We start from the raw sequence: 23,509 nt of genomic DNA on the forward strand, positions 1-23,509 counted from the left end.
GCCTCACTTTTTTATTTTCTTCTCCAAGAGGGAATAACAATAGAACATCTACGACTTCCTCTTTTCCAAATTGGAAAATTGTATCTCAAGTTAGATAAAAAACTAATAGTTGAAGGAAATGATATATATCTTCCTGCTTCGCAATCAAAAAAAACTGATATTGGCACTATCAGCAAACTATTAGAGTATTTACCAAAATTTTTTCAACAAATAACATTACGCGATATCCATTTTGATAATAAAAAAGCAACTATCATATATAAAAAAGATATTTTTCTAGCAAAAAGCGACAATTTTCAGACACTTTTCCGTCTCTATCCAACTAAAAATGTGATAAGAGCAAAAGTAGAGAAATTTTATTTCACTCCTTACAATCTCCGTCTCAATGGTGATCTTGTAATACAAAATAATCATTTAGAATTTAATGGATTCTATAATTTTGAAGGAGTAGAAGGCTCATTACAAGTAAGAAAAGAGGGAACGCAACTCTTTTGTCTTGCCAACAGTAAACCTTTTACCAATAAAAATCTTCGTTTAATATTTCGTCATTTCTCATTACATAATGATATAAAAAAATGGAGTTATGAGTATATCAAAGCAAAAGAGTATAAACTTCTCTCTTTCAGACTACATCACAACCTCAAAAAACCTTTTACTCCAAATTCTTTTGAAGCTTTAGCGGAAGCGAAAGGTGTAGTAGTAAAATTTCATCCAAAACTCTCGCCAGCTTTTGTAAAAAAAGTTCATTTACATTATAGTAAAGATACTTTAGACTTTAAGCTTTTTGAACCTCATTATAAAAATAAAGATCTTCAAGGCTCATATGTAAAAATTTCAGATTTATCCCATTTTGCAAAATCTCGTATTTTGATACATTTGCAAACAAAAAGTAGACTTGATAATACAATTAAACAGGTACTTCATGCATATAATATAGATATTCCGATTGAACATAAGAAAGGATCTATAGATGCTAAGCTCTCCATTCTTCTCTTTTTTAAAGGTAATAAACTTGATATTGTGGGAGACTTTTTTGCTAGAAATGCATTAATATATTTAGAAGGAGTTAAATTTCATTTTATTGACACACTTTTCAAACTCCATAATGATACCCTCTATCTTAAAAATGGCAATGTAAAAATAGCTGAAATTTTAGATACAGATACAAAAGGCTTTATAGATTTTGCAAAAGATCAATGTAAATTTTTTCTTCATATCAAACAAGCTTTTCTCCAAAAAGGGTATAGCACTATTATTGATGCCAAAAATGTAAAAGATGTAATGCTATGCGATCTTCAAAAAAAGTGGATCCATTTGAAAAATGTTAATATTGATATAAAATTTGACAAAGATAAAGAGATTATCATTTATGATCTTCCTGCTTTAAAAAAATACTCTCCACTTTTGCATCAGCTTTCGCCAAAACAGGGAAAAGCAAACATTTTTATTAAAAAAGATGGAATTGATTTTGAAAGTTTTTTTCTCAAGCCAAATAGATTTTTTAGTGAAAATGGAAAATATATAGAAAATTTTTATGTGCGGGGAACTATCAAAAAAAATGTACATATTTCTCTTAATAATTTTTTAGATGCAGTTATTGATAAAGAGATCGCCATTGCTATAAAAAATGTAGACATAAATCTTACGTCAGGAAAAAAGAGTGATACTCTCAACAAAAAAATAAAACTATCACTTTTGCATACAACACTCTATATTAAAAATAGACCACTCAAAATTGATAGCGCCCAAGCTACTATATACAATCACAATATAATTTTTAATGGAAAATATAAAGAAGGAGAAATAAGTTTCAAACAAAAAGGCAATAGCTTTTCGCTTCTCGCTACTAGGCTTTCTGACGATTTTGTAAATACATTTTTACAAAAACAGTTTTTTAGTGGAGGAACATTTTCTCTTATAGCACATGGAGACAGAGACAATTTTCGTGGAAAAGTTACTCTTTCACAAACCCATATTAAAAATCTTAAAGCCCTTAATAACATATTTGCTTTTTTAAATACTGTCCCAGCACTCGTCACATTCAATGATCCTGGATTTAGTACACAAGGACTTTTTGTAAAAAATGGATATATAGATTTTGCATATGTAAATGGCAAAATATTTGTTAAAAAACTCTTTTTAGTTTCAAACTCCCTTACTTTTGATGGATATGGTATTGTCGATTTACCAAAAGATACTATTACTATGCAAATAAAACTCATCACTTTAAAATCTGTAACAAATATTCTCAATAAAATACCAGTGGCAGGCTATCTCTTATTTGGAAAAGATGGCTCAATTGCAACTACTCTCTCTTTAAGTGGCTCTCTTAAAGATCCCCTAGTAAATACGCAGCTCACAAAAGATACTCTGCAAGCGCCTTTGAATATTATTAAAAGAACTTTACAAATGCCATTCAAGATTTTTCAATAACGCTTATTCGTTACGTAACACTTCAATAACATTGATCTTTGTAGCTTTTCTTGCAGGATAAGTAGCAGAAAGAAGAATGATTGCAATTGCACCAAAAATAATAAGAGTAAGATCTTGTAAGCTCAAATCCACAGGAAGCTTGGCTGTACCATAAACATCTGCTGGGAGTTGAATAATATCGAAGTTTTGCAATATAAAGAGTCCTATAAATCCAAATGCTACGCCAAAAAGAATTCCTACTCCACCTATAATTGAGCCGAGTTTGAAAAAAATTGATCGGATCTCTTTTGGAGTGGCACCCAAACTGAGCAACAGCGCTATCTCTTTGCGTCTATTCATTACAGTCATCAACAAAGAGCTAACGATATTGAGCGAAGCTATGAGAATTATAAGCATCAAAACTATAAACAGAGCCCGTTTTTCCATTGCAAGTGCTGCAAAAAAATTGCCATTTTGCTGCCACCAACCAACTATTCCTATACTATTTGGTAATACCTCTTTTATCTTTTGCAAATCTTTTTGAGGATTCGGTGAATAGATATGAATGCCAGAAAAAGTGTGGGGAGGAAAACGGAGTACTTTGCGCAGACTCTCCAATGTGGTATAAGAGTAAGCTTTGTCATATGCAATGAGACCAGAAGAGAATGTCCCTACTACTTTAAATCTTTTAAAAATCGGTGTAATAGAAAATCCACTGGGCTCACTTTTGGTAAATAGTAAGAAGATCTTTTCTCCAAGAACAAGATAGAGTTCATCAAAGAGCTGCTTTCCTACGACAATCTCAAATTTTTGCGGCACTTTTTTTAAAGAGGATACCAATACGTCGTTGATTTGTCGCTCTTTTGCAAAATCTACACCAAAAACAATCCCCCCTTCGAGTTTATCACCTTTTTTATAAATAACTTGTGATGAGATATAGGGACTATAGCGCAAAGAGGGAAACTCTTTTTGCAAAGTCTTTAAAATATCTTCATAAAGATAAGAAGAGTATTTTGGAAACACTGTAAGAGGATAATTCATAGTAAAGAGTTTTTTTTCAAACTCTTTATCAAAACCATTCATTATCGCCATTGCGATAATGAGTACCATCACACCAACCATAATGCCTAAAAAGGCAAGGAGAGCAGATAAGAAAATAAATGGCTGCTCTTTATCAAAACGAAGATATCTTCGAACTATATAATTGACAAGTTTTTTATCCATTGGCTGCAGTTGCTAAGACGCCTTTTTTGGGCCCACTCTTGCCGCAGCAATGCTTATATTTCTTACCACTTCCACATGGGCATGGTTCGTTACGCGCTGGCTTTTTTGTACCTACCAAAGGTTTATGAGAAGATGATTCTTCTTGCTGCATATCTTGGCCATGTTGCAATACAGCAGCCTGTTTGACCTCCTCTTCCATTTTAGCAAGCTCTGCTTCTAAACGACGCAGCTCTTCCTCTTCAGCTTCATCACGCAGCTGTATCATATGAAGTGTCTTAATTGCTTCAGATTTTATACGGTGAATAAGCTCTATAAAAAGATTGTAAGACTCTTTTTTATACTCAACGAGAGGATCTTTTTGATTATATCCACGCAAACCTATACCAGTTTTCAAAATATCCATCTGATAGAGATGCTCTCTCCAAGCATTATCAAGGACTTGTAGATATAAAATTCTCTCAATTTCGCGTCTTTGAGCATTATCTAAACGGCCCATCTTCTCTTCATACTCATTTTCTAATTTTTGGAGAATATAAGCTTTGAGATCTTCATAATCTCTATTTTGCAACTCTTCTTGTGAAAATGAAGCATTGAAGTCTTCTTGAATCTTTTTTACCAATTTTTCAAGTTTGAAATCCTCTTTTGGCATCTCAGGAAAAATTTCACACTCATGCAAGATATCTTCAACAATCTCTGCTCTATTTTCTTTAATTTTGCTATCTATGTCATACTCTGGATTGAGAAGTTCTTGACGAAATTTATAAATTGTCTTTCTCTGCTCATTTGCAACATCATCATATTCAAGAATATGTTTACGTGATTCAAAATGGAGATTTTCTACTTTTTTTTGCGCTTTTTCAACAGCACGGGTTACCATTTTTGATTCGATATGCTCGCCCTCTTCAATTCCTAGGCGATTCATAATGTTTTTGATTCTATCTCCACCAAAAATGCGTAGTAAGTTATCTTCAAGACTCAAGAAAAATTGGCTCGCACCTGGATCCCCTTGACGTCCAGCACGTCCTCGAAGCTGGTTATCAATCCGTCTACTCTCATGACGCTCTGTACCAAGAATAAAGAGGCCTCCTAACTCTCTTACTTCATCATCGATTTTTATATCAACACCACGTCCTGCCATGTTTGTTGCAACTGTTACGGCCCCTTTCTTACCAGCTTGTGCGATGATTTCTGCCTCTTTTTCGTGATGTTTGGCATTGAGAATCGTATGAGGAATCTTCTCTTTTGTTAAAAGCTTATGAAGCAATTCATTTTTTTCTATTGATGTAGTCCCTACAAGTACAGGCTGACCCTTTTTATGAAGCTCTTTAATTTTTTTGACTACTGCATCAAACTTCTCTTTTTCTGTTTTGAAAATGAGATCATCTAAATCTTTTCTAATGACAGGTCTGTTAGTTGGAATTGAGATAACTTCAAGGCCATAAATCTCTGCAAACTCTGTCGCTTCGGTTTGCGCAGTACCGGTCATACCTGCGAGTTTTTTATAAAGTCTAAAGTAGTTTTGGAATGTAATATCAGCGAGCGTTTGACTCTCTTCTTGGATCTGTACCCCCTCTTTAGCTTCTAAAGCTTGGTGCAAACCTTCGCTAAATCGTCGCCCTTCACTCAGTCTTCCTGTAAACTCATCTACAATGACTACTTCACCATTTTTAACAACATAATCTACATCTTTTTGAAAAAGATGATTAGCTTTGAGTGCCTGATCAAGGTGGTGAGCTAGAATTGCGTTTTCCATGCTATAGAGATTGTCTACACCAAAGAGCTCTTCTGCCTTTGCAATACCCTCTTGGGTAAGAAGGATAACTCTATCTTTTTCATCAACAGTAAAATGCTTATCACGCTCGAGCTGCTTGGCAATTTTATCAGCTTTTATGTAAGTATCAAGTTTTCTATTGGTTGGACCAGAAATAATCAGAGGGGTTCTTGCTTCATCAATCAAAATGGAGTCCACTTCATCCACTATTGCATAGTTATGCCCTCTTTGTACTATCTCATCAAGAGAATATTTCATATTATCTCGCAGGTAATCAAATCCAAATTCATTATTTGTACCATAGGTGATATCGCATTGGTACTGTTTTTTACGCTCCAAATCATCTTGGATTTCACTGGTAATACATCCTGTGCTATAACCTAAAAATTCATAGAGTTTGCCCATTTCAGTAGCATCACGCTTTGCCAAGTAATCATTCACAGTAACTACATGGACACCTTCTCCAGTCATTGCATTGAGGGCTACTGCAAGAGTTGCAACGAGGGTTTTTCCCTCTCCTGTTTTCATCTCTGCAATTTTTCCTTCATGCAGTACCATACCACCGATCAGCTGTACATCATAATGACGCATTCCAAGAACACGCTTACTTGCTTCCCTTGTAATTGCAAAGGAGTCTTCAAGTACTTCATCCATAGTAGCTTCGCCATTTTTTACTTTTTGACGTAGTTCATCAAAGGCTTTTTTCAGTTCTTCATCACTCAATTTTTCATATTTAGGTTCAAGAGCATTTATTTTTTTCACACGTTTTTGATAACGTTTAAGTTCTCTATCGTTTTTTGTTCCTATAATTTTATGGACAACACTCTTTAGCATTATTCCCTATCCTTTCAAATTCGTTTTGCCATTTTAACACAATTTGGTATATAATCATTTTTCATCAAGGAGGATTCCATGAAGAAATTATTACTATTATTTATAGTAGTTATAGCATATTCTTTTGCGAAAATCAATATCAACACATTTCATAGCAAATTTTTGCAAACAATTACGAATGAGCAAAACAGGACTCTTCAATATGAAGGAGAAGTCTGGTTTAAAAAACCTCTTTTAGTCAAATGGATTTATAAAAAACCTCTTTATAAAGAGATCCATATAATTGCCAACAAAGTAGTAGTTATTGAGCCTGAACTGGAACAAGTTACAATCAATCATTTACAAAAAGATTTAAATCTTTTGAAAATTTTAGAGAATGCTAAAAAGATTGAAAACGATCACTATAAAGCAGCTATTGAAAAGAAGAGTTTTGATATCTATTTTCATAATGGAAAATTAAAAAAGATTAGCTATCGAGATGATCTAGGAAATCTTAACGAGATACTTTTTTTGGATCCGGAGCAAAACATTGAATTAGAAACAAAACAGTTTGGATATAAAATAAACCCTGAATGGGATGTGATTCAAGAGTAACAGCGCCAACAGGCGCTGCTTTTTATACATATTTATGGATCATCTCTTCTAATAATGCATCATCAATCTGATCAAAGTTGAGATATGTATAGACTTTGTCCTCTTTACCTGCTAATTTTTTCGGAACGATTTCAAGATACTCCTCTTTTGTAGGGATTCTTCCTAAAATCGCTGTAACTGCTGCAAGCTCAGCACTTCCAAGATAGACTTTAGCATCTTTACCCATACGGTTATCAAAGTTTCTAGTTGAAGTAGAGAATACTGTTGCACCGTCACGTACACGAGCTTGGTTACCCATACATAAGCTACATCCAGGAAGCTCTGTTCTCGCACCTGCTGCAGCATAAATGGAGTAGTATCCCTCTTCAATAAGCTCCTCTTCATCCATTTTTGTAGGAGGAGCTATCCAGAGTCTTACAGGAACTTGTCCTTCACCTTTGAGTACTTCACCAAGGGCTCTATAGTGACCAATATTTGTCATACAGCTTCCAACAAATACTTCATCTATTTTATGTGGTCTGTTTGGATTAGCAAGTACTTCACTCAAAGTTGCAACATCATCTGGATCGTTTGGACATGCAACAATTGGCTCAGTAATTTCATTTAAGTCAATCTCAATAACTGCAGCATACTCTGCATTTTTATCCGCTTTCATAAGTGTTGGATTTTTAAGCCACTCTTCCATTTTCTTTTTACGTCTCTCAAGCGTTTTAGCATCTTGATACCCGGCATCAATCATTTTCTCAATAAGCTTGATATTTGATTTAATATACTCAATTACAGGCTCTTCATCAAGCTCAACTGTACAAGCAGCTGCACTTCGCTCAGCACTTGCATCGCTTAGCTCAAAAGCCTGCTCAACTTTGAGAAATGGAAGTCCTTGGATCTCAAGGATTCGTCCAGCAAAGATATTTTTCTTACCCTTTTTCTCTACTGTCAAGAGTCCTTGTTTGATCGCAAAGTAAGGGATCGCATTTACAAGGTCACGAAGCGTGATACCAGGCTGTAACTCACCGCTAAATCTCACAAGTACAGACTCTGGCATATTGAGTGGCATAGTACCAGTAACTGCTGCAAATGCTACTAGACCAGAACCAGCTGGAAAACTAATACCTATAGGAAATCTTGTATGTGAATCACCACCTGTACCCACAGTATCAGGAAGCACCATTCTGTTAAGCCAAGAGTGAATAACACCATCTCCAGGCTTCAAGCTCACACCGCCTCTGCTTGTAATGAATTCAGGAAGAGTATGCTGCAACTCGATATCTGCTGGTTTCGGATAGGCAGCAGTGTGACAGAAACTCTGCAGCACAAAATCTGCTCCAAAGCTAAGAGCTGCAAGCTCTTTAATCTCATCTCGTGTCATTGCTCCAGTAGTATCCTGGCTACCTACTGTAAGAGTCTCAGGCTCTACATACATACCAGGGCGCACACCTTCCATGCCACATGCACGTCCTACCATCTTTTGAGCAAGTGTATATCCAACACCCTCTTTGCCTTCTGGTTGCTCAGGTCTAGTGAAGAAATCCTCTTCTGGCATTCCAAGAGCTGCTCTTGCTTTTCGTGTCAGGCCTCTACCAATAATCATCGGGATTCGTCCACCTGCTCTATACTCATCAGGCAATGTATTAGGTTTTAGTTTAAACTCACTAACAACTTCACCATTTTTGAGGATTTTTCCTTCATATGGTCGAATCTCAATAACATCACCTGTTTCAAGATTATCTACTGGAGCTTCAATAGGAAGTGCACCAGAATCTTCTGCCGTGTTAAAGAAAATTGGAGCAATAATACCGCCTATAATGATACCACCTGTTCTCTTATTAGGAACGTGAGGAATATCTTCACCAATCCACCACTGTACAGAGTTGATACCAGACTTTCGGCTAGAACCTGTTCCCACAACATCACCAACAAATGCTACAGGAAGCCCTTTTTCTTTCAGTTTTTTAATAGTCTCTTGCGCATCTGGCATCTTTGCTTTGAGCATTGAGAGCGCATGCAAAGGAATATCACTTCTACTCCATGCTTCACTTGCCGGACTTAAATCGTCTGTATTAGTTTCACCTGGTACTTTAAAAACTACCGCTTTGATTGATTCTGGCAGGGGTTCTCTGCTAAAAAACCACTCTGCATTTGCCCACGATTCAAGAACCTCTTTTGCATATTTATTTGTTTTTGCTTTTTCTACTACATCATTAAATGCATTGTATACGAGAAGTGTTTTTTTGAGTGCATCTGCAGCTGCCTGGGCAACTTCTGGATCTTCATGATCAAGTGCTTCTACAAGAGGTCCCACATTGTATCCACCAAGCATTGTACCAAGAATTTCAACTGCATGCTTTGGACTAATAGCAGCAGTTTGCGCATGTCCTTGTACAATATCACGTAAAAATGCTGCTTTTACATACGCTGCTTCATCAACACCAGGAGGAACACGGTTGAGGAGAAGATCCATTAAGAACTCTTCTTCTACTATTGGTACTTGTTTCAAAAGCTTAATGACTTCATTTACCTGTTCAGCAGTCAATGGTTTTGGCGGAATCCCCATAGCTTCACGTTCAGCAGCCGCTTTTTTGTATTCTTCAATAAATCCCATACCTACTCCTTATTGTAAATTATAGTTGTGTCGAAATTGATCAATTCTCTTTTGAAACTGTTGCAAAATATGCTCAAGTCGTTTGAGATGAACCTCTTTTTCATGAAGAAGGTGAGATTTCTCTTCTTCAAGTTTCATCTCTTCATCAAGAAGTTTCATCTCTTGCGATGTCATCTCCTCGTAACGCTCTTTGAGTTCCTCTATAATTTTTTTATGCTCATCAAGCTCTTTTATAAGTCGTGATCTGTCTCTTTCAAGCATCTCAATTTCACGCTCAGTTTGTGCTTTGAGTGTGGCTTGTTGAATACGTTTCAGATGATTGAGAATATCATGAAATCTATGCTCATGCTCTCGTAATTCACGCGAGATTTGCAAAATCTCAGACTCCAAAGAAGCCAACTGCTCTTTTACTTGAGTGAGCTTAGACTCAAGTTGGGCAATCTCCTCTTTATCTTTTTCAACAAGCTTTTCGAAATGTTCGATTTTTTGCTGCATTTTTTTGAGAAACTCTTCCATATCTCCTCCTTATAATTGTAATGATATTCTAACAAACATCCAATAATGAACAGTGAAAATGTTACTAATAGTATCAGTGCAAAAAAAGAGTGTAAAGAAAAGTAACACTATAGAAGAATTTCTCTGCTACCTTTTACATTTGGGGCGGAGAGAACTCCCATGTTTTCAAGCTGTTCAATAATTCTTGCAGCTCTATTGTAACCTATTTGCAAGCGTCTTTGAAGATAGCTGATTGAAGTTTTTCTCTCAGTGAGTATGATCTCTTTTGCTTCTTCATAAAGCTCATCGAGCTCTTCGCCCGATGCATTCGTAGTACTTGTAGAACTGCTTTCAAGCGTTTCAGCCAAAAATCTCTCTTCATATTCTGGTTCTCTTTGAGCTTTAAGAAAGTCTACTATCTGCTCAATCTCTTGCTCACTCACCCATGGTGCATGCAATCGAATAATCCCTGCAGCCCCAGGTGGTGTAAAAAGCATATCTCCTCTTCCAAGAAGTGACTCAGCCCCGATGCTATCTAAAATAACTTTACTATCTATTTTTTGTCCAACGCGAAAGCTAATGCGAGCTGGCAAATTTGCTTTAATCAGTCCTGTTACAACATCAACGCTTGGTCTTTGTGTAGCAACTATGAGATGAATACCACTTGCTCGTGCCATTTGAGCAAGACGTGCAATGGAGTATTCTACATCTTTTCCACTTGTCATCATTAAATCAGCCAATTCATCAATTATAACAACAATATATGGAAGCTCTGGCAAACCCTCTTTGCTGGCTTTTTTGTTATACCCTTCAATATTTTTTGTCTTTAATTGGCTCATAAGCTGATAGCGACGCTCCATCTCTGCAACCATATTACTCAAAGCTACTACAGCCTGTTTGGATGAAGTAATCACTGGAGTAAGAAGATGTGGAATATCGTTGTAGATACTAAACTCCAACATCTTTGGATCTATCATAAGAAGCTTCAAGCGATCTGGAGAGTTTCTATACAAAAGGCTGATAAGCATAGAGTTAATACCTACACTTTTACCACTTCCTGTTGTTCCTGCAATGAGAAGGTGAGGAAGTTTTTTCAGATCTGTTATAAAAGGTTTGCCAACTATATCTTTTCCTAAAGCGAGTGTAAGAGGCGATGCAGCTTTTTTAAAGATATCACTATCGATGATTTCTCTTAAATAAATTGTTTCAAATTCACTATTTGGAATCTCTATACCAACAACATCTTTTCCTGGAACTGGTGCTTGGATTCTGATCGTTTGTGCACGAAGAGCCATAGCTAAGTCATCAGCCAGATTCAAAATTTTTGATACTTTAATATGCGGTGCAGGTTTGAACTCAAATGTTGTAACAAGTGGTCCAGAATAAGTGCGTACCACATCCCCTTCAATTTTAAACTGCTTAAGCTTACTTATGAGCTCTGTAACCTTGCTATCTATTTCAGCTTCATTAATCTCTTGTTTCTCTTTTGGAGGGCTTTGCAAATACTCAATTGGAGGGAGTTGAAAATTTTCTGGTTTGTCAATCGCACCTTTTTCAATTGATGCAAGAAGCTTTTCATTCTCTTCTAATGTTTTAACAATTTTGACTTCCTGTATTTTTTTATTCTCTTTTTTTATATTTTTATCTTGAAGGGGTCGTTCTTTATCTTTTTGAATACCGTTTATTAAAGTCGACGGCGATTTTTTCTCTTTTTTAGTAATATTTATATTTCTATTCTGTTTTTTTGTTGGTTTTGAAGATATATTACTTTCTAGTGGATTTTTAACAAGTTTTATTGAAGATTTCTTCTCTTCTTTGTGAGATTTCACTTCATTTTTTTCAGCTACTGTTTCTGAGGTTTCTTGAATCTCTTGCTCTATCTTTTCTTTAATAATGACGGCATTATTATTTTCGTCTATAATTAGTTTTTCTTTCTTAACGTTTGCATTTAATAAAGCTTTGAGTCTGTTTGAAAAGAGAAGATAAATTACTCCAACGAGCATGAACCAAAAGAGCCATACTCCAGCAATACCAATATAAGGTGAGAGCATATTAATAAAACTATTTGCCAGTTTTCCGTTATGAGGGGGAGTAAAAAGAAGAGCTTGTAAAAGGAGTAGTGCTAGAAAAATTAAAAGTATTGCAAGAAAAAAGTTACCCAACTCTTTTGCAGTTAAATTTTTTTTGTAAGCAAGCCAAAGTGGCAGTAAAAGCAAAAAGGGATAAATATATGAAAAATATCCAAAAATCTCTCTATTATATTTTCCAAGGATTGCTCCAAATTTTCCTACAAAATGAAAATCCATAAAAATTGTTGAGATACCTAAGTAAATAAGCAGCATGAAAATAAAAAGAGAGGAGATTTTTTTCAAAGCAAGCCTTTTATTTTTTCAAAATTATACAAAAATTTGTAACTTAAAGAGCAAATCACCCTATTTTTGACACTTTTTTTGAAAAAAATGGCATAAATTCCTTGAATTTTTTAAAAAATATTTGTAGAATTGAATTGTAATCCAATTTTATCAAAAGGAATCACAATGAAAAAGAGTGAATTCATCCAAGCGGTTGCAGAAAAAGCTGGGCTTTCAAAGAAAGATACACAAAAGGTCATTGAAGCTGCTCTAGAGACAATTACAGAGGCACTCAAAAAAGGTGAAGATGTAGCATTTATTGGATTTGGTACTTTTACGACTTCGATGAGAGCAGAAAGAAAAGCAAAAGTTCCTGGAACAGACAAAGTTGTTACTGTACCAGCAACAAGAGTTGTAAAATTTAAAGTAGGAAAAAAACTTAAAGAAGAAGTAGCGAAATAATCCAGGAGCTTCGGCTCTTAGGATTAAATTTTTTTTAATCTTTTTTTTGTTACTATTTCGTTCCCGAAGCCGGGGTGGTGAAACTGGTAGACACGCGAGACTCAAAATCTCGTGGGCTTTTGCCCGTGAGGGTTCGAGTCCCTCCCCCGGTACCACTGCGGGAGTAGCTCAGAGGCTAGAGCACCTCCTTGCCAAGGAGGGGGTCGCGGGTTCGAATCCCGTCTCCCGCTCCACGTTTTTCTCCTGAAGGTTTATTATTGAAAGTCGCTGTCGCAATCTCAGGTGCAAGTGGTGCACAACTAGGTCTAAAAGCATATAAATATCTCCCTACATCTATAGAAAAATATCTCATAATTTCAAAAAACGCAAAAATAGTACTGGAAAAAGAGAATAATCTCTTTTACACTGATGAGATTTGGGCAGGGCCGGCTAGCGGGAGCTTTGGTCTTGACGCACTCATGATTGTACCCTGCTCAATGAATACATTGGCGAAAATTGCTGTTGGTATCGCAGATAATCTTGTAACTCGTGCTGCAAGTGTTATGATAAAAGAGCAAAAAAAATTACTTCTTGCTCCACGAGAAATGCCTTTAAGCCCTATAGCCCTTGAAAATATGCTTAAACTCTCCAAAATAAATGTTATAATTGCCCCACCAATCATGGCTTACTATTCTAAGCAAAAGAGTCTCAAAGAAATGGAAGAGTTTTTCATTGGCAAATGGTTTGATCTACTTGGTATAGAACATAATCTATATAAGAGATGGGAATGTTAAAAAAAGTTATCTATCCAGGAACGTTTGATCCTATCACAAATGGGCATCTTGATATTATTAACCGTGCTGCAAGAATTTTTGATGAAGTTATTGTAGCAGTTGCCCTTTCCCAAGAAAAAAAGCCAATGTTTGATATTGCAACACGAGTCAAAATGGCAAAACTTGCTACGCAGCATATACCAAATGTTCGCATTAAAGATTTTGACACGCTACTTGTCAACTTTTGTCAAAGAGAGCAAGCAAAAATCATTATAAGAGGACTTAGAGCAGTAAGTGATTTTGAGTATGAACTGCAAATCGGATACGCTAATCAATCCCTTGATAAAGAGCTTGAAACCCTCTATCTCATGCCAAGTTTACAAAATGCTTTTATTAGCTCATCGGTTGTACGTGCTATTTTAAAATTCAAAGGTGATGTATCACATCTTGTACCACAAGCTATTATCCCTCTTTTAGAGAGTAGATAGATGTATATCCTCTTTGAAGGTATAGATAGAGTTGGTAAAAGTACACAAATAGCACTTTTACAAAAAACCTTTCCTCATGCTATCTTTACCAAAGAGCCAGGGGGTACACCATTAGGCAAAAAAATTCGTGAACTCATTCTTCACACTCAAAATCCTTCCACAATCGCAGAACTTTTCTTATTTTTAGCTGATCGCGCTGAGCATATAGAAAAAGTTATTATTCCTAATAAAGATAAGCTGATAATTAGTGATCGAGGATTTATTTCAGGTATTGCCTATGCTAAAACAAAAACATCTATGAGTATTGAAAAACTTCAAGAATTAAACGCTATTGCTTTGCAAAACACCTATCCCGATAAAATTGTATTTTTAGAGATTTCACCCCAAGAACTAGAGAGGCGTTTGAGCACCCAGCCACTTGATAATATAGAGCAAAGAGGTATTAAATATCTTTTGGAAGTGCAAGAAATAATGAAAAATTTGGTAATTCATAGTAAAATTGCATACCTCATTCTTGATGCGGCTGCATCTAAAGAGAAGATATTTGAAAAAATAGTTCAATTTATCAAGGAAAAATAATGGCCATCAAAGCGTTACGGGGTATGAAAGATATTTTACCACCAATAAGCAAAAAATATATCGCATTTATTCAAAAAGCGTCACACATTGCACAAAACTACTCTCATGAGTATATTGAGCCTCCTTTATTAGAAGAAACAGTACTTTTTCGTCGTAGCGTAGGTGAAAGTAGTGATATTGTAGGTAAAGAGATGTATCAATTTATCGACAAGGGTGGTAATGATGTCTGTTTGCGTCCCGAAGGGACTGCTGGTGTGGTACGCAGCTTCATTGAGCATAAACTCGATCGTCAAGGAGGCGTACATAGGTTTTACTACTATGGTCCTATGTTTCGCTATGAAAGACCACAAAAAGGAAGACTCCGCGAATTTCACCAATTTGGCGTAGAGAGTTTTGGTGAAGCAAGTGTGTATGAGGATGCATCAATTATTCTCCTAGCAAAAGAGATATTAGATAGTTTTCACATTTGCTATGAACTTAAAATAAACTCTCTTGGCTGCCCTCAGTGCTTACCTTCATATCGTAAAAAACTCATTGATTTTCTTTCTAGTAAAGAGGATATCTGTGAAGATTGCAAGAAAAGAAGAGAGACCAATCCTATTAGAGTACTTGATTGTAAAAATGCACATTGCCAAGAGATTTATGTGAATGCCCCAAAACTTTTAGAACATTTATGTGATGAATGTAACAGAGATTTCTCCCAACTGCAAGAGATTTTACAAAGTGAAGGAGTAGCATTTACAATAGATGAAAACTTGGTGCGAGGCCTTGACTATTACACAAAAACAGCGTTTGAGTTTGTAAGTAGCGATCTTGGTGCGCAAAATGCAGTTGCTGGTGGAGGAAGATATGACAATTTAGTGGAATTTTTAGGGGGGCGCCCTACTCCGGCAGTCGGATTTGCTATAGGAATTGAAAGAGTCTTGGAGCTTATTCAACTTGACGAGAACAAACGTGAAGGTTTCTATTTTGGTGTAATGATAGCTGAAGCAATAGAGAGTGCATTTTCTCTCACTATTAAAAAACGTAAACAAGAAAAAGTCTATTTTGAACCTAAACCTAAAAGCCTCAAAGCCCATCTCAAAGCAGCAGACAAACAAAAAGCTCGCTATGCTTGTATAATAGGCGAAGAAGAGTACCAAAATGGCACTGTGTGGATAAAAGATTTAGAGCAAAAAAGTGAAAAAGTTGTTACTTTCGAAGAGTTTATGGGGATCCAATGACAAATTACGGAATCCATTTATGGTCAAATGGGGATTTTTTCATTGAGGAGGGATTTGTAAAAATAAACTATAAATCTAAACCCTCACTCTACGAAATTACACAAAAAATTCGAGACACAGGAATTAGAGGTCCTATACTGCTGCGCTTTCCCCATCTGATTAGAAAACAGATCGATTCTCTTTTTAGTGAATTTAATAGGGCAATTAAAACTTTCAACTACAAAGGAAAATTTCAAGCAGTCTTTCCTCTTAAAGTCAATCAGTTTCCCAATTTCGTTACAAGCCTTGTCGATATTGGAAAACAGTATAACTATGGATTAGAGGCAGGGAGCAAAGCTGAACTCATCATTGCGATGGCATTTAATAATAAAAATGCTCCCATCACTGTTAATGGCTTTAAAGACAAAAGCATGATTAGCCTAGGTTTTATTGCAAGAAAGATGGGTTTTGATACCACATTAACAATAGAAGGACTCAATGAACTAGAAAATATTATAGAAGCTGCTAAAGAGTACAAAGATCCTATTCCCAATATTGGCCTTCGTATACGTCTGCATAGCTCCGGTATAGGTATCTGGGCAAAAAGTGGTGGTATCAATTCCAAATTTGGTCTTACATCTACAGAACTTCTTGAAGCTGTAGAGCTTTTACGCAAAAATAGTCTCCTTGATAAATTTACTATGATCCACTTTCATATTGGAAGTCAAATAGGAGAGATAAATCCTGTCAAAAAGGCTCTACGCGAAGCTGGAAATATCTATGCTGAACTTAAAAAGATGGGCGCAAAAAATCTCAATAATATCAACCTTGGAGGTGGACTAGCTGTAGAGTATTCCCAACATGAAAATATACATAATCGCAATTATACTCTTACTGAATTTACAAACGATGTTGTCTTTTTACTTAAAGAGATTGCAGTCCAAAAAAACGTGGAAGAGCCCAATATATTCACAGAATCCGGACGATTTATCGCCGCTAGCCATGCCGTACTTATTGCACCGGTACTAGAGCTTTTTAGTCAAGAGTATACAGAAAAAGGACTCAAGCTTAAAAAAAAGAATCCTCCTTTAGTTCAAGAGCTTTACGATCTCTATAAAAGTATCAATCCCTCTAATGCTATTGAATATTTTCACGATAGTCTCGATCATATGGAATCACTTTTGACCCTTTTTGATCTTGGTTATATTGATTTGCAAGATCGTAGCAATACAGAAATACTTGTGCATCTCATTATCAAAAAAGCAATTGAGCTTACAAAAGATAAAGATCGCTATGAACTTAAGCGGATCCAAGATAGAGTCCAAGAGCGCTACCTTCTTAATTTTTCTCTCTTTCAAAGTTTGCCAGATTTCTGGGGTCTTAAACAGCGCTTTCCTGTTATGCCTCTCAATAAACTCGATCAAAATCCAACAAGAAGTGCTTCATTATGGGATATTACTTGCGATAGTGATGGAGAGATTGATTTTAATATAGATTATCCTCTCTTTTTACATGATGTAGACTTAAGTAAAGAGGAGTACTTTTTGGCTTTTTTCCTCGTTGGTGCTTATCAAGAAATATTAGGTATGAAACATAATCTCTTCACACATCCAACAGAAGTGACAGTTGTTTTTGATGAGCATGGCTATAAACTTGAAAATATTGTAGAATCTCAGACAATTTTAGATATTCTCTATGATATGGATTATGACATCAATGAAATTCAAAGTAGACTGAAGCAGTATATTGCAAAAAGTGGTTGCAAAAATAAAGAAAAAATCTTAGAAAATCTCCATCTACTCCTCCATGAAAATAACTATCTCAAAATCTCTCCCAAAAAGGTAGCAACATGAAAGGGATCTCCTTTTTTCAGTTAATAAAAGAGGATTTTTCAATAGTTTGGGAGAGAGATCCAGCAATTCACTCTAAATTTGAACTTCTTACAAACTATCCAGGAGTATGGAGTATTTTTTGGTACCGTATTGCTCATAAACTCTATTCATGGGGACTCAAACTTCCAGCACGTATACTCATGGGCATAAATCAAATCTTTACCGGAATTGACATTCATCCTGCTGCAAAAATTGGTCGAAGAGTTTTTATCGATCATGGTATTGGTGTTGTTATAGGAGAGACAACAGAAATAGGAAATGATGTTCTTATATATCAACAAGTAACATTAGGAGGAGTCAGTCTTTCTCACGGAAAACGGCATCCAACTATTAAAGATGGTGTTGTTATTGGTGCAGGAGCAAAAGTGCTTGGTAATATTACAATTGGCAAAAATGCTAAAATTGGAGCAAACTCTGTAGTAGTTAAAGACGTTCCAGATGAGTCTACAGCTGTAGGTATTCCAGCACGTGTGGTGAGTAAAGGGTTTGATCGTGGAAAACTCTCTCACAACAAACTTCCTGATATAGATAAAGAGTTGTTCGAATATCTTTTGAAACGTTTTGCGCTCCTTGAACACGCTTATATGTCTGGAGATAAAGATCTTCTTAAAAAAGAGGAAGAACTTGATAAAATATATCAAGAGTTTTTAAAATCTATGAAATTAAAGGATTAATACATGCTTGCACGCAGAATAGATCAATTGAGTGAATCTCTTACTATGGCTATAACTTCATTAGCTAGGGAACTCAAAGCAAACGGTAAGGATGTTCTGAGCTTTTCAGCTGGAGAGCCAGATTTTGATACACCGCAGGCTATCAAAGATGCAGCTATTAAAGCGATAAATGAAGGATTTACAAAATATACAGCTGTAGATGGTATTCCTGAGCTCAAAGAAGCAATAATTGGAAAACTTCAAAGAGATAATGGTCTAAGTTATAAACCGGAACATATAATAGTAAGCAATGGGGCTAAACAGAGTCTCTTTAACCTCACACAGGTGCTTATTGATGAAGGTGATGAAGTTATAATTCCATCTCCCTATTGGGTAACCTATCCTGAACTTGTCAAATATGCTGGAGGCAAACCTGTTATAATTCCTACTAATGAGTCAAATGGATTTAAAATAACTCCAAAACAGCTCGAAGATGCCATAACACCAAAAACAAAACTACTTATTCTTACTACCCCTTCCAATCCCACAGGCGCAGTATATACAAAAGAGGAGCTTGAAGCATTAGCAAAAGTACTAGCTGGAACGAAAATTTTTGTAGCTAGTGATGAGATGTATGAAAAGTTAGTATACGGTGGAGCAAAATTTACAAGTGCAGCAAGTATTAACGAAGATATGTTTGAACGCACAATCACAATTAATGGTCTGAGTAAATCTGCAGCAATGACTGGCTGGCGGTTTGGCTATCTCGCTTCATCTCAAACAGAACTTGTGAAAGCTATGAAAAAATTACAAAGCCAAAGCACATCCAATATCAATTCAATAACTCAAAAGGCTGCTATTCCGGGACTTGATGGAACTATAGAAAATGATATTGAGATGATGCGCAAAGAGTTTGAAAAAAGGCGTGACAGAGCAGTAGCACTTCTCAATGCAATTGATGGCATTTCAGTTCTTAGTCCAGATGGAGCCTTTTATCTCTTTGTCAATCATTCACAAATCGAAAAAGATTCTATGCTTTTTGCAAAAAAGCTTCTCGAGCAAGAAGGCGTTGCAGTGGTTCCTGGTATCGGATTTGGGAGTGAAGGGTATTTTCGTTTTAGTTTTGCTACAGATATGACAAGTATTGAAGAAGGAATAGAGAGAATAAAACGCTTTGTTGCCACATATAGGGCTTAATTACGAGCCCTATTTTCAGAATTGTGTTGTTTTATATTTTTTTCTCTAATAATTTGTTTACCTATGAGAAAAAAAATATAAATTATTCCAGCTAACCACATAATAATAGAAAAATGTCCAAGCAACATAGCTACTAAACCTGCCATTATAAATAAAAAACAAAGTACTAACTCTTCCACACTATTTTCCAATTAATTGAAATATTTTTGCATCTTTGTCAAAATGCACTGTTTTAAAAAGAGTTTTATCAAGATCATTAAAGAAAAAAGCACGGAAAAAAAAGCTATTTATATATTTATAACAACCTATAATATATTTATTTTTATAAATTATAATAGCAAGATCATTTTTCCTATAGTTTAAAATATTTAAAATATGTTTTCCATCAATAACATAAAAATTTCCTATTTCATCTTTTCCTTTTGGAGTGTATAAAATTCCATTTTTTAGGTTTATCCTAACATTGTCACCAATAATTATCCCTTTTGAAGGAGAGTAAGCGCGAAGTTTAGTTATCCAAATAAAACCTCTTTTTTTCTCTCCTTTCAGATAAGAAAAACTTTCTATTACTGGAAGTTTTGTTAGTATCTTGTCATCAAAATAGTAATAAATATTATATTTTTTTTGTTTTTCTGATAAATTTAATTCATTATTATATAGTTTCGTTATAAGTTCATTTAGTGGTATCTTTTTTATTACTTTTGGAAGAATTACGCCAGGATATACTTTATCGTACTGTTTTATAAAATATTGATCGAATCTTTGAATAAAATTTTGATCATAAGAAAACAGAGTTTTTGCTACTATATATGTATCATATTGATATTTTCCATTATCTATCAGAGTTCTTTTATTTGTATAATACCATAGTGGCCATCCATAATCCCACCATGTAAGAATATATCCTTTATCATTTTTATTAAGATGTTGAGCTATAGCTTTTAATTCTCCTTTTATAAAAAAAGGAGATAGCATATGATTATATTGGTTTAATATATTAAGGTAATAAATAAGTAAGAATGTCGCTGGGACATAATAAACATATTTTGAAAAAAACCTATTTTCTAATTTTTTATAAAAATACCAAAAAATATAAAGATTTCCCATAATTATGACGGGGACTCCAAATGTAGTAAAACGTACTCCTGTTTTTATAGACAAGAGGGCTAGTAAATAGGGCAAAAGTAAAAAAAACATAGTACGAAAATGAAAAATTAGTAATAACAAACCTAATGAACCTAAACAAAAGAAAATAGAAGAGCCGCTACTATATGTAAAAAGTTGATTAAGAGTAATTCCTTTTGACTCAGCAACTGTCTTAAGTGTAGCTGCTATTGCTATTTTTTTACCACTTTTCTCCTTGAGAATGTATACATCTTTTTTTATTAAATAATCTAATGCTCTATTGTATATGTGGAATCTTATAGCAAAATAAGTAGATGCTAAAGCCGCTATGATGAATAAAGCCAAAAAAATTTTATACGAAATTTTTATATTTTTTAAAAGATAATAAAAAATGAATGGTACAATTGCAATAAATCCTATTTTTAACAAGACTGAGATTGGAAAAAATGCTGTACTATAAATAAAAAATGCAAGATATGCAACATTATTTTTACGATCAAATAGAAGAAGATAGAGTACATAAAATCCAAGAAGTGCAAAAACTAAAGGTCTTGCTGAGTGATACCAATAAAGAAAAAAAAGCATGCTTAAAGCCCCAGGTATTGACCAAAAAATTTTTTTAGTTTCTACTGTACCAATAAATGAGGCAATGATCATGAAAAATAAGAAAAAATTTAATATATCTGTATCAGTATATCCTAAATGGGTGCGAAAATAGTAATTCATAGCTATAGAAGAGATAATAGCACTCCAAAAACCTAATTTCTCCAATTTGATAAAAGCAAAAATTAAAAAAATAGGAATAACAATCAAAGAAGCAAAGAAAGCAGGAAGAAAAAAAATCACACTTTCTAAATCAATATGAGTATATTTTACAATCCAAAAAATTACATAACTTAAAAAAGTCTCATTATTTAAAGGATGATATACTCCATGGAGTAAATCTTTTGCATAATGACCATAAAGTCCAGCATCAGCAGTCCATAAAGCAATAATATGATTATTGAATAAAAAATCAGGATTATTATATGCTACAACAAAAAGTAACAAGCGAAAAAATAAAGAGAAAATATAAGCAGTAAATATATATTTCAGCCAATTTTTATACATTATTTTTATCCATACAAAATATTTTCGGATTATAATTAATAATATTTATCAACCAATATAACATCATTCAAACCTTTCATCTTTTTTGGTTTTACATATACCGCCTCATAAACACCAAGTAGGATTTGTTTTAAATCAATCAATTTTGACACAATGGTGCCATTTCGAATTATCTTGAATTTTAATTTATATATAGGCTTATATGATAAGAAAAATATTTTATCAAATGTTTCAAAAATAAGTACTTCATTCAAATTTTTAGGATTTTGAAAAATCAAAAGTCTAGGACAATTCTTACAACCATTTTTAAAATCCTGTTTCTGACCAGTTTTATAATAAAAATATCTATTCCAATAGTTTTTATTTAATCTCATTATAGAGTATTCATGAATATAAAAAGATGAAATATCTATAGGTTGATGAATATTTTTATATATTTTACTTTTAATAAATGTATTCATAAGTTTCCATTTTCCACTAGATAAATATAAATACTTATAAATTCCCCTATTTGCATATGAATTCATTAATGAAATGAAAACGATCACAACAACGCTTACTTTTATATGATTATTATATTGTACATAAGATGAAGATTGTTTAATATATAAAAGTATAAATGATAAAATAAAGATATTCATAGCTATTATACTATAATGAGTCGTAACATAATGGAAATTTAAATGTTGTGCCCATATTTGGTATTTTTTAGTTAATGAGATCGGCAAATTTGGCAAAAATATATAAATAAAGCTAATAATTAATGTCATGTAAATTAAATGCGATGATATTTTTGTAAAATCAATTTTTTTAAGGAAGTAAAAAGATAAATATCCACCTATAAATGCTTTTATATAATCAACAAAATGTAAGTAAGGTAATTGCAAATGAGGAAAATGATATTCATTGTAGTGTTTTATGATATGTTTGAGATATAAAATATTAAATAAAGGAAAAGCGGAAGAGGTATGGAAAATAAGAGATTGGACTACAAGTTTTAAAGAGCTGATATCAATTTTTGTTCCTGCATATCCTCTAGGATAATGTGTCTTCAAATAAAAATCTAATACTATCAATATAAAAGAAAAAAGTAAAAAAGGAGAAAAATAAAAAATAATTTTTCTTACCCTCTTTACAAAAGAAATTATGATTATAAAATATAAAACAACATAAATAATATGCATTTCATACATAAAAAGGGGAATAACAAAAAAAAGAATACTTGAAAAATAATAATAAATTTCTTTTTTTATAAAAAAATCGATTAAAAATACCATAGATAAAGCTAAAAGCGTAATAGCAAAATGAAAATAAACAGGATAAGCAAAAAGTATATTATGTTGAAATGTAAATTGCATGAAAATGAAAAACAAAACAATATAAAGATAACTTATACTTTTTTGTTTAAATATTTTAAATAATAAAAATGCTACACTTAATATTGAAAACACAAAAAATGCTATTTGAACACTTTTGATATAAAAAAAGTTATCAACTAAATAAGGTATTTGCATAATAAAAGGAAAAAGTGGCCTTGTTCCTACATGTGTAATATACTTAAAACTCTCTTCAAAAAGATTTGGATGTTGAATATAAAAAAGATAAAAATTTGCATCATCATTAGTAGTAAACAGAACTTTATAGAGTGGTAAAATATAGAATAAGCAATATAATACCAATAATATAGTTACAAAATAATTTTTTTCTTTTAATTTTTTCATAATTTCACTACAATTTATAATATTTTCAATATTTTCTATAACTTA

Annotated in this window: 18 protein-coding genes and 2 tRNA genes; 12 read left to right on the forward strand and 8 right to left on the reverse strand. The window is 33.8% G+C overall.

All coding sequences use genetic code 11. From position 1 onward, the window contains the following. The first annotated feature begins 78 nt into the window (after positions 1 to 78). Positions 79 to 2,433, forward strand: a complete 2,355-nt coding sequence (locus NITER_RS03650) for a YhdP family protein (protein ID WP_159445322.1) — start codon at positions 79 to 81, stop codon at positions 2,431 to 2,433. Between the two features lie 3 nt (positions 2,434 to 2,436). Here the strand turns inward: NITER_RS03650 and NITER_RS03655 are convergent, their stop codons facing one another. Both NITER_RS03655 and secA read right to left on the reverse strand, forming a co-directional pair. After that, entirely contained in the window at positions 2,437 to 3,636 is a 1,200-nt protein-coding gene (locus NITER_RS03655) for an ABC transporter permease (RefSeq protein WP_084275824.1), read from the reverse strand. Beyond that, positions 3,629 to 6,241, reverse strand: a complete 2,613-nt coding sequence (secA, locus tag NITER_RS03660) for a preprotein translocase subunit SecA (protein ID WP_084275823.1) — start codon at positions 6,239 to 6,241, stop codon at positions 3,629 to 3,631. Before secA ends, NITER_RS03655 begins: the two co-directional genes overlap by 8 nt. 78 nt (positions 6,242 to 6,319) lie before the next feature. Here secA and lolA point away from each other — a divergent pair, with 78 nt between their 5' ends. After that, entirely contained in the window at positions 6,320 to 6,835 is a 516-nt protein-coding gene (gene lolA / locus NITER_RS03665; RefSeq protein WP_084275822.1) for a LolA-like outer membrane lipoprotein chaperone, read from the forward strand. A gap of 22 nt (positions 6,836 to 6,857) precedes the next feature. On the opposite strand, the gene acnB is transcribed toward lolA, so the two are convergent. The 3 genes from acnB to NITER_RS03680 form a co-directional block, all read right to left on the reverse strand. Continuing rightward, entirely contained in the window at positions 6,858 to 9,437 is a 2,580-nt protein-coding gene (gene acnB / locus NITER_RS03670; protein ID WP_084275821.1) for a bifunctional aconitate hydratase 2/2-methylisocitrate dehydratase, read from the reverse strand. A 9-nt stretch (positions 9,438 to 9,446) separates the two neighbouring features. Further along, positions 9,447 to 9,953 (reverse strand): hypothetical protein, encoded by a 507-nt coding sequence (locus NITER_RS03675; RefSeq protein ID WP_084275820.1) that lies wholly within the window; start codon positions 9,951 to 9,953, stop codon positions 9,447 to 9,449. A 107-nt stretch (positions 9,954 to 10,060) separates the two neighbouring features. Continuing rightward, entirely contained in the window at positions 10,061 to 12,304 is a 2,244-nt protein-coding gene (locus tag NITER_RS03680) for a DNA translocase FtsK (protein WP_231988944.1), read from the reverse strand. Between the two features lie 165 nt (positions 12,305 to 12,469). Between NITER_RS03680 and NITER_RS03685 the strand changes: the two genes are divergently transcribed. The 10 genes from NITER_RS03685 (at position 12,470) to NITER_RS03730 (ending at position 19,508) form a co-directional block, all read left to right on the forward strand. After that, positions 12,470 to 12,745, forward strand: a complete 276-nt coding sequence (locus NITER_RS03685; RefSeq protein WP_084275819.1) for an HU family DNA-binding protein — start codon at positions 12,470 to 12,472, stop codon at positions 12,743 to 12,745. Between the two features lie 68 nt (positions 12,746 to 12,813). Then, a tRNA-Leu gene (locus NITER_RS03690) sits at positions 12,814 to 12,900 on the forward strand. Positions 12,901 to 12,902: 2 nt separating this feature from the next. Continuing rightward, a tRNA-Gly gene (locus NITER_RS03695) sits at positions 12,903 to 12,978 on the forward strand. Between the two features lie 24 nt (positions 12,979 to 13,002). Further along, positions 13,003 to 13,518: a UbiX family flavin prenyltransferase gene (locus NITER_RS03700; RefSeq protein ID WP_084275818.1), complete on the forward strand. Its 516-nt coding sequence runs from the start codon at positions 13,003 to 13,005 to the stop codon at positions 13,516 to 13,518. Beyond that, the gene (gene coaD / locus NITER_RS03705) at positions 13,512 to 13,985 is read left to right on the forward strand and encodes a pantetheine-phosphate adenylyltransferase (protein WP_084275817.1); all 474 of its coding nucleotides are present in this window, start codon (positions 13,512 to 13,514) and stop codon (positions 13,983 to 13,985) included. The genes NITER_RS03700 and coaD overlap by 7 nt, the downstream gene beginning before the upstream one ends. Further along, positions 13,986 to 14,564, forward strand: coding sequence for a dTMP kinase (tmk, locus tag NITER_RS03710; protein WP_084275816.1), 579 nt, complete (start codon positions 13,986 to 13,988; stop codon positions 14,562 to 14,564). Then, the gene (gene hisS, locus NITER_RS03715; RefSeq protein WP_084275815.1) at positions 14,564 to 15,787 is read left to right on the forward strand and encodes a histidine--tRNA ligase; all 1,224 of its coding nucleotides are present in this window, start codon (positions 14,564 to 14,566) and stop codon (positions 15,785 to 15,787) included. Before tmk ends, hisS begins: the two co-directional genes overlap by 1 nt. Continuing rightward, positions 15,784 to 17,619 (forward strand): biosynthetic arginine decarboxylase, encoded by a 1,836-nt coding sequence (gene speA / locus NITER_RS03720; protein WP_084275814.1) that lies wholly within the window; start codon positions 15,784 to 15,786, stop codon positions 17,617 to 17,619. Before hisS ends, speA begins: the two co-directional genes overlap by 4 nt. A gap of 5 nt (positions 17,620 to 17,624) precedes the next feature. Beyond that, positions 17,625 to 18,332: a serine O-acetyltransferase gene (gene cysE, locus NITER_RS03725; RefSeq protein ID WP_197685371.1), complete on the forward strand. Its 708-nt coding sequence runs from the start codon at positions 17,625 to 17,627 to the stop codon at positions 18,330 to 18,332. Positions 18,333 to 18,335: 3 nt separating this feature from the next. Further along, positions 18,336 to 19,508 carry a pyridoxal phosphate-dependent aminotransferase gene (locus NITER_RS03730; protein ID WP_084275812.1) on the forward strand — a complete coding sequence of 391 codons (1,173 nt, stop codon included), beginning with the start codon at positions 18,336 to 18,338 and terminating at the stop codon, positions 19,506 to 19,508. Here the strand turns inward: NITER_RS03730 and NITER_RS03735 are convergent. The 3 genes from NITER_RS03735 to NITER_RS03745 are packed head-to-tail and all read right to left on the reverse strand — an operon-like array spanning position 19,505 to position 23,464. Then, a complete protein-coding gene (locus NITER_RS03735; RefSeq protein WP_084275811.1) occupies positions 19,505 to 19,687 on the reverse strand; it encodes a hypothetical protein in 183 nt (60 codons plus the stop codon). The genes NITER_RS03730 and NITER_RS03735 overlap by 4 nt on opposite strands. A gap of 1 nt (position 19,688) precedes the next feature. Continuing rightward, positions 19,689 to 21,743: an STT3 domain-containing protein gene (locus NITER_RS03740; RefSeq protein WP_084275810.1), complete on the reverse strand. Its 2,055-nt coding sequence runs from the start codon at positions 21,741 to 21,743 to the stop codon at positions 19,689 to 19,691. A 35-nt stretch (positions 21,744 to 21,778) separates the two neighbouring features. Further along, positions 21,779 to 23,464 (reverse strand): hypothetical protein, encoded by a 1,686-nt coding sequence (locus NITER_RS03745; RefSeq protein WP_084275809.1) that lies wholly within the window; start codon positions 23,462 to 23,464, stop codon positions 21,779 to 21,781. Between the last annotated feature and the right edge of the window lie 45 nt (positions 23,465 to 23,509).

The sequence above is a fragment of the Nitratiruptor tergarcus DSM 16512 genome, from assembly GCF_027946175.1.
Lineage (GTDB): Bacteria > Campylobacterota > Campylobacteria > Campylobacterales > Nitratiruptoraceae > Nitratiruptor > Nitratiruptor tergarcus.

What these genes read in the sequence shown, in the direction of transcription:
- NITER_RS03655 (WP_084275824.1), bottom strand. Translation starts at nt 3,636, where the DNA reads ATGGATAAAAAACTTGTCAATTATATAGTTCGAAGATATCTTCGTTTT.
- secA (WP_084275823.1), bottom strand. Translation starts at nt 6,241, where the DNA reads ATGCTAAAGAGTGTTGTCCATAAAATTATAGGAACAAAAAACGATAGA.
- lolA (WP_084275822.1), top strand. Translation starts at nt 6,320, where the DNA reads ATGAAGAAATTATTACTATTATTTATAGTAGTTATAGCATATTCTTTT.
- acnB (WP_084275821.1), bottom strand. Translation starts at nt 9,437, where the DNA reads ATGGGATTTATTGAAGAATACAAAAAAGCGGCTGCTGAACGTGAAGCT.
- NITER_RS03675 (WP_084275820.1), bottom strand. Translation starts at nt 9,953, where the DNA reads ATGGAAGAGTTTCTCAAAAAAATGCAGCAAAAAATCGAACATTTCGAA.
- NITER_RS03685 (WP_084275819.1), top strand. Translation starts at nt 12,470, where the DNA reads ATGAAAAAGAGTGAATTCATCCAAGCGGTTGCAGAAAAAGCTGGGCTT.
- coaD (WP_084275817.1), top strand. Translation starts at nt 13,512, where the DNA reads ATGTTAAAAAAAGTTATCTATCCAGGAACGTTTGATCCTATCACAAAT.
- tmk (WP_084275816.1), top strand. Translation starts at nt 13,986, where the DNA reads ATGTATATCCTCTTTGAAGGTATAGATAGAGTTGGTAAAAGTACACAA.
- hisS (WP_084275815.1), top strand. Translation starts at nt 14,564, where the DNA reads ATGGCCATCAAAGCGTTACGGGGTATGAAAGATATTTTACCACCAATA.
- speA (WP_084275814.1), top strand. Translation starts at nt 15,784, where the DNA reads ATGACAAATTACGGAATCCATTTATGGTCAAATGGGGATTTTTTCATT.
- NITER_RS03730 (WP_084275812.1), top strand. Translation starts at nt 18,336, where the DNA reads ATGCTTGCACGCAGAATAGATCAATTGAGTGAATCTCTTACTATGGCT.
- NITER_RS03740 (WP_084275810.1), bottom strand. Translation starts at nt 21,743, where the DNA reads ATGTATAAAAATTGGCTGAAATATATATTTACTGCTTATATTTTCTCT.
- NITER_RS03745 (WP_084275809.1), bottom strand. Translation starts at nt 23,464, where the DNA reads ATGAAAAAATTAAAAGAAAAAAATTATTTTGTAACTATATTATTGGTA.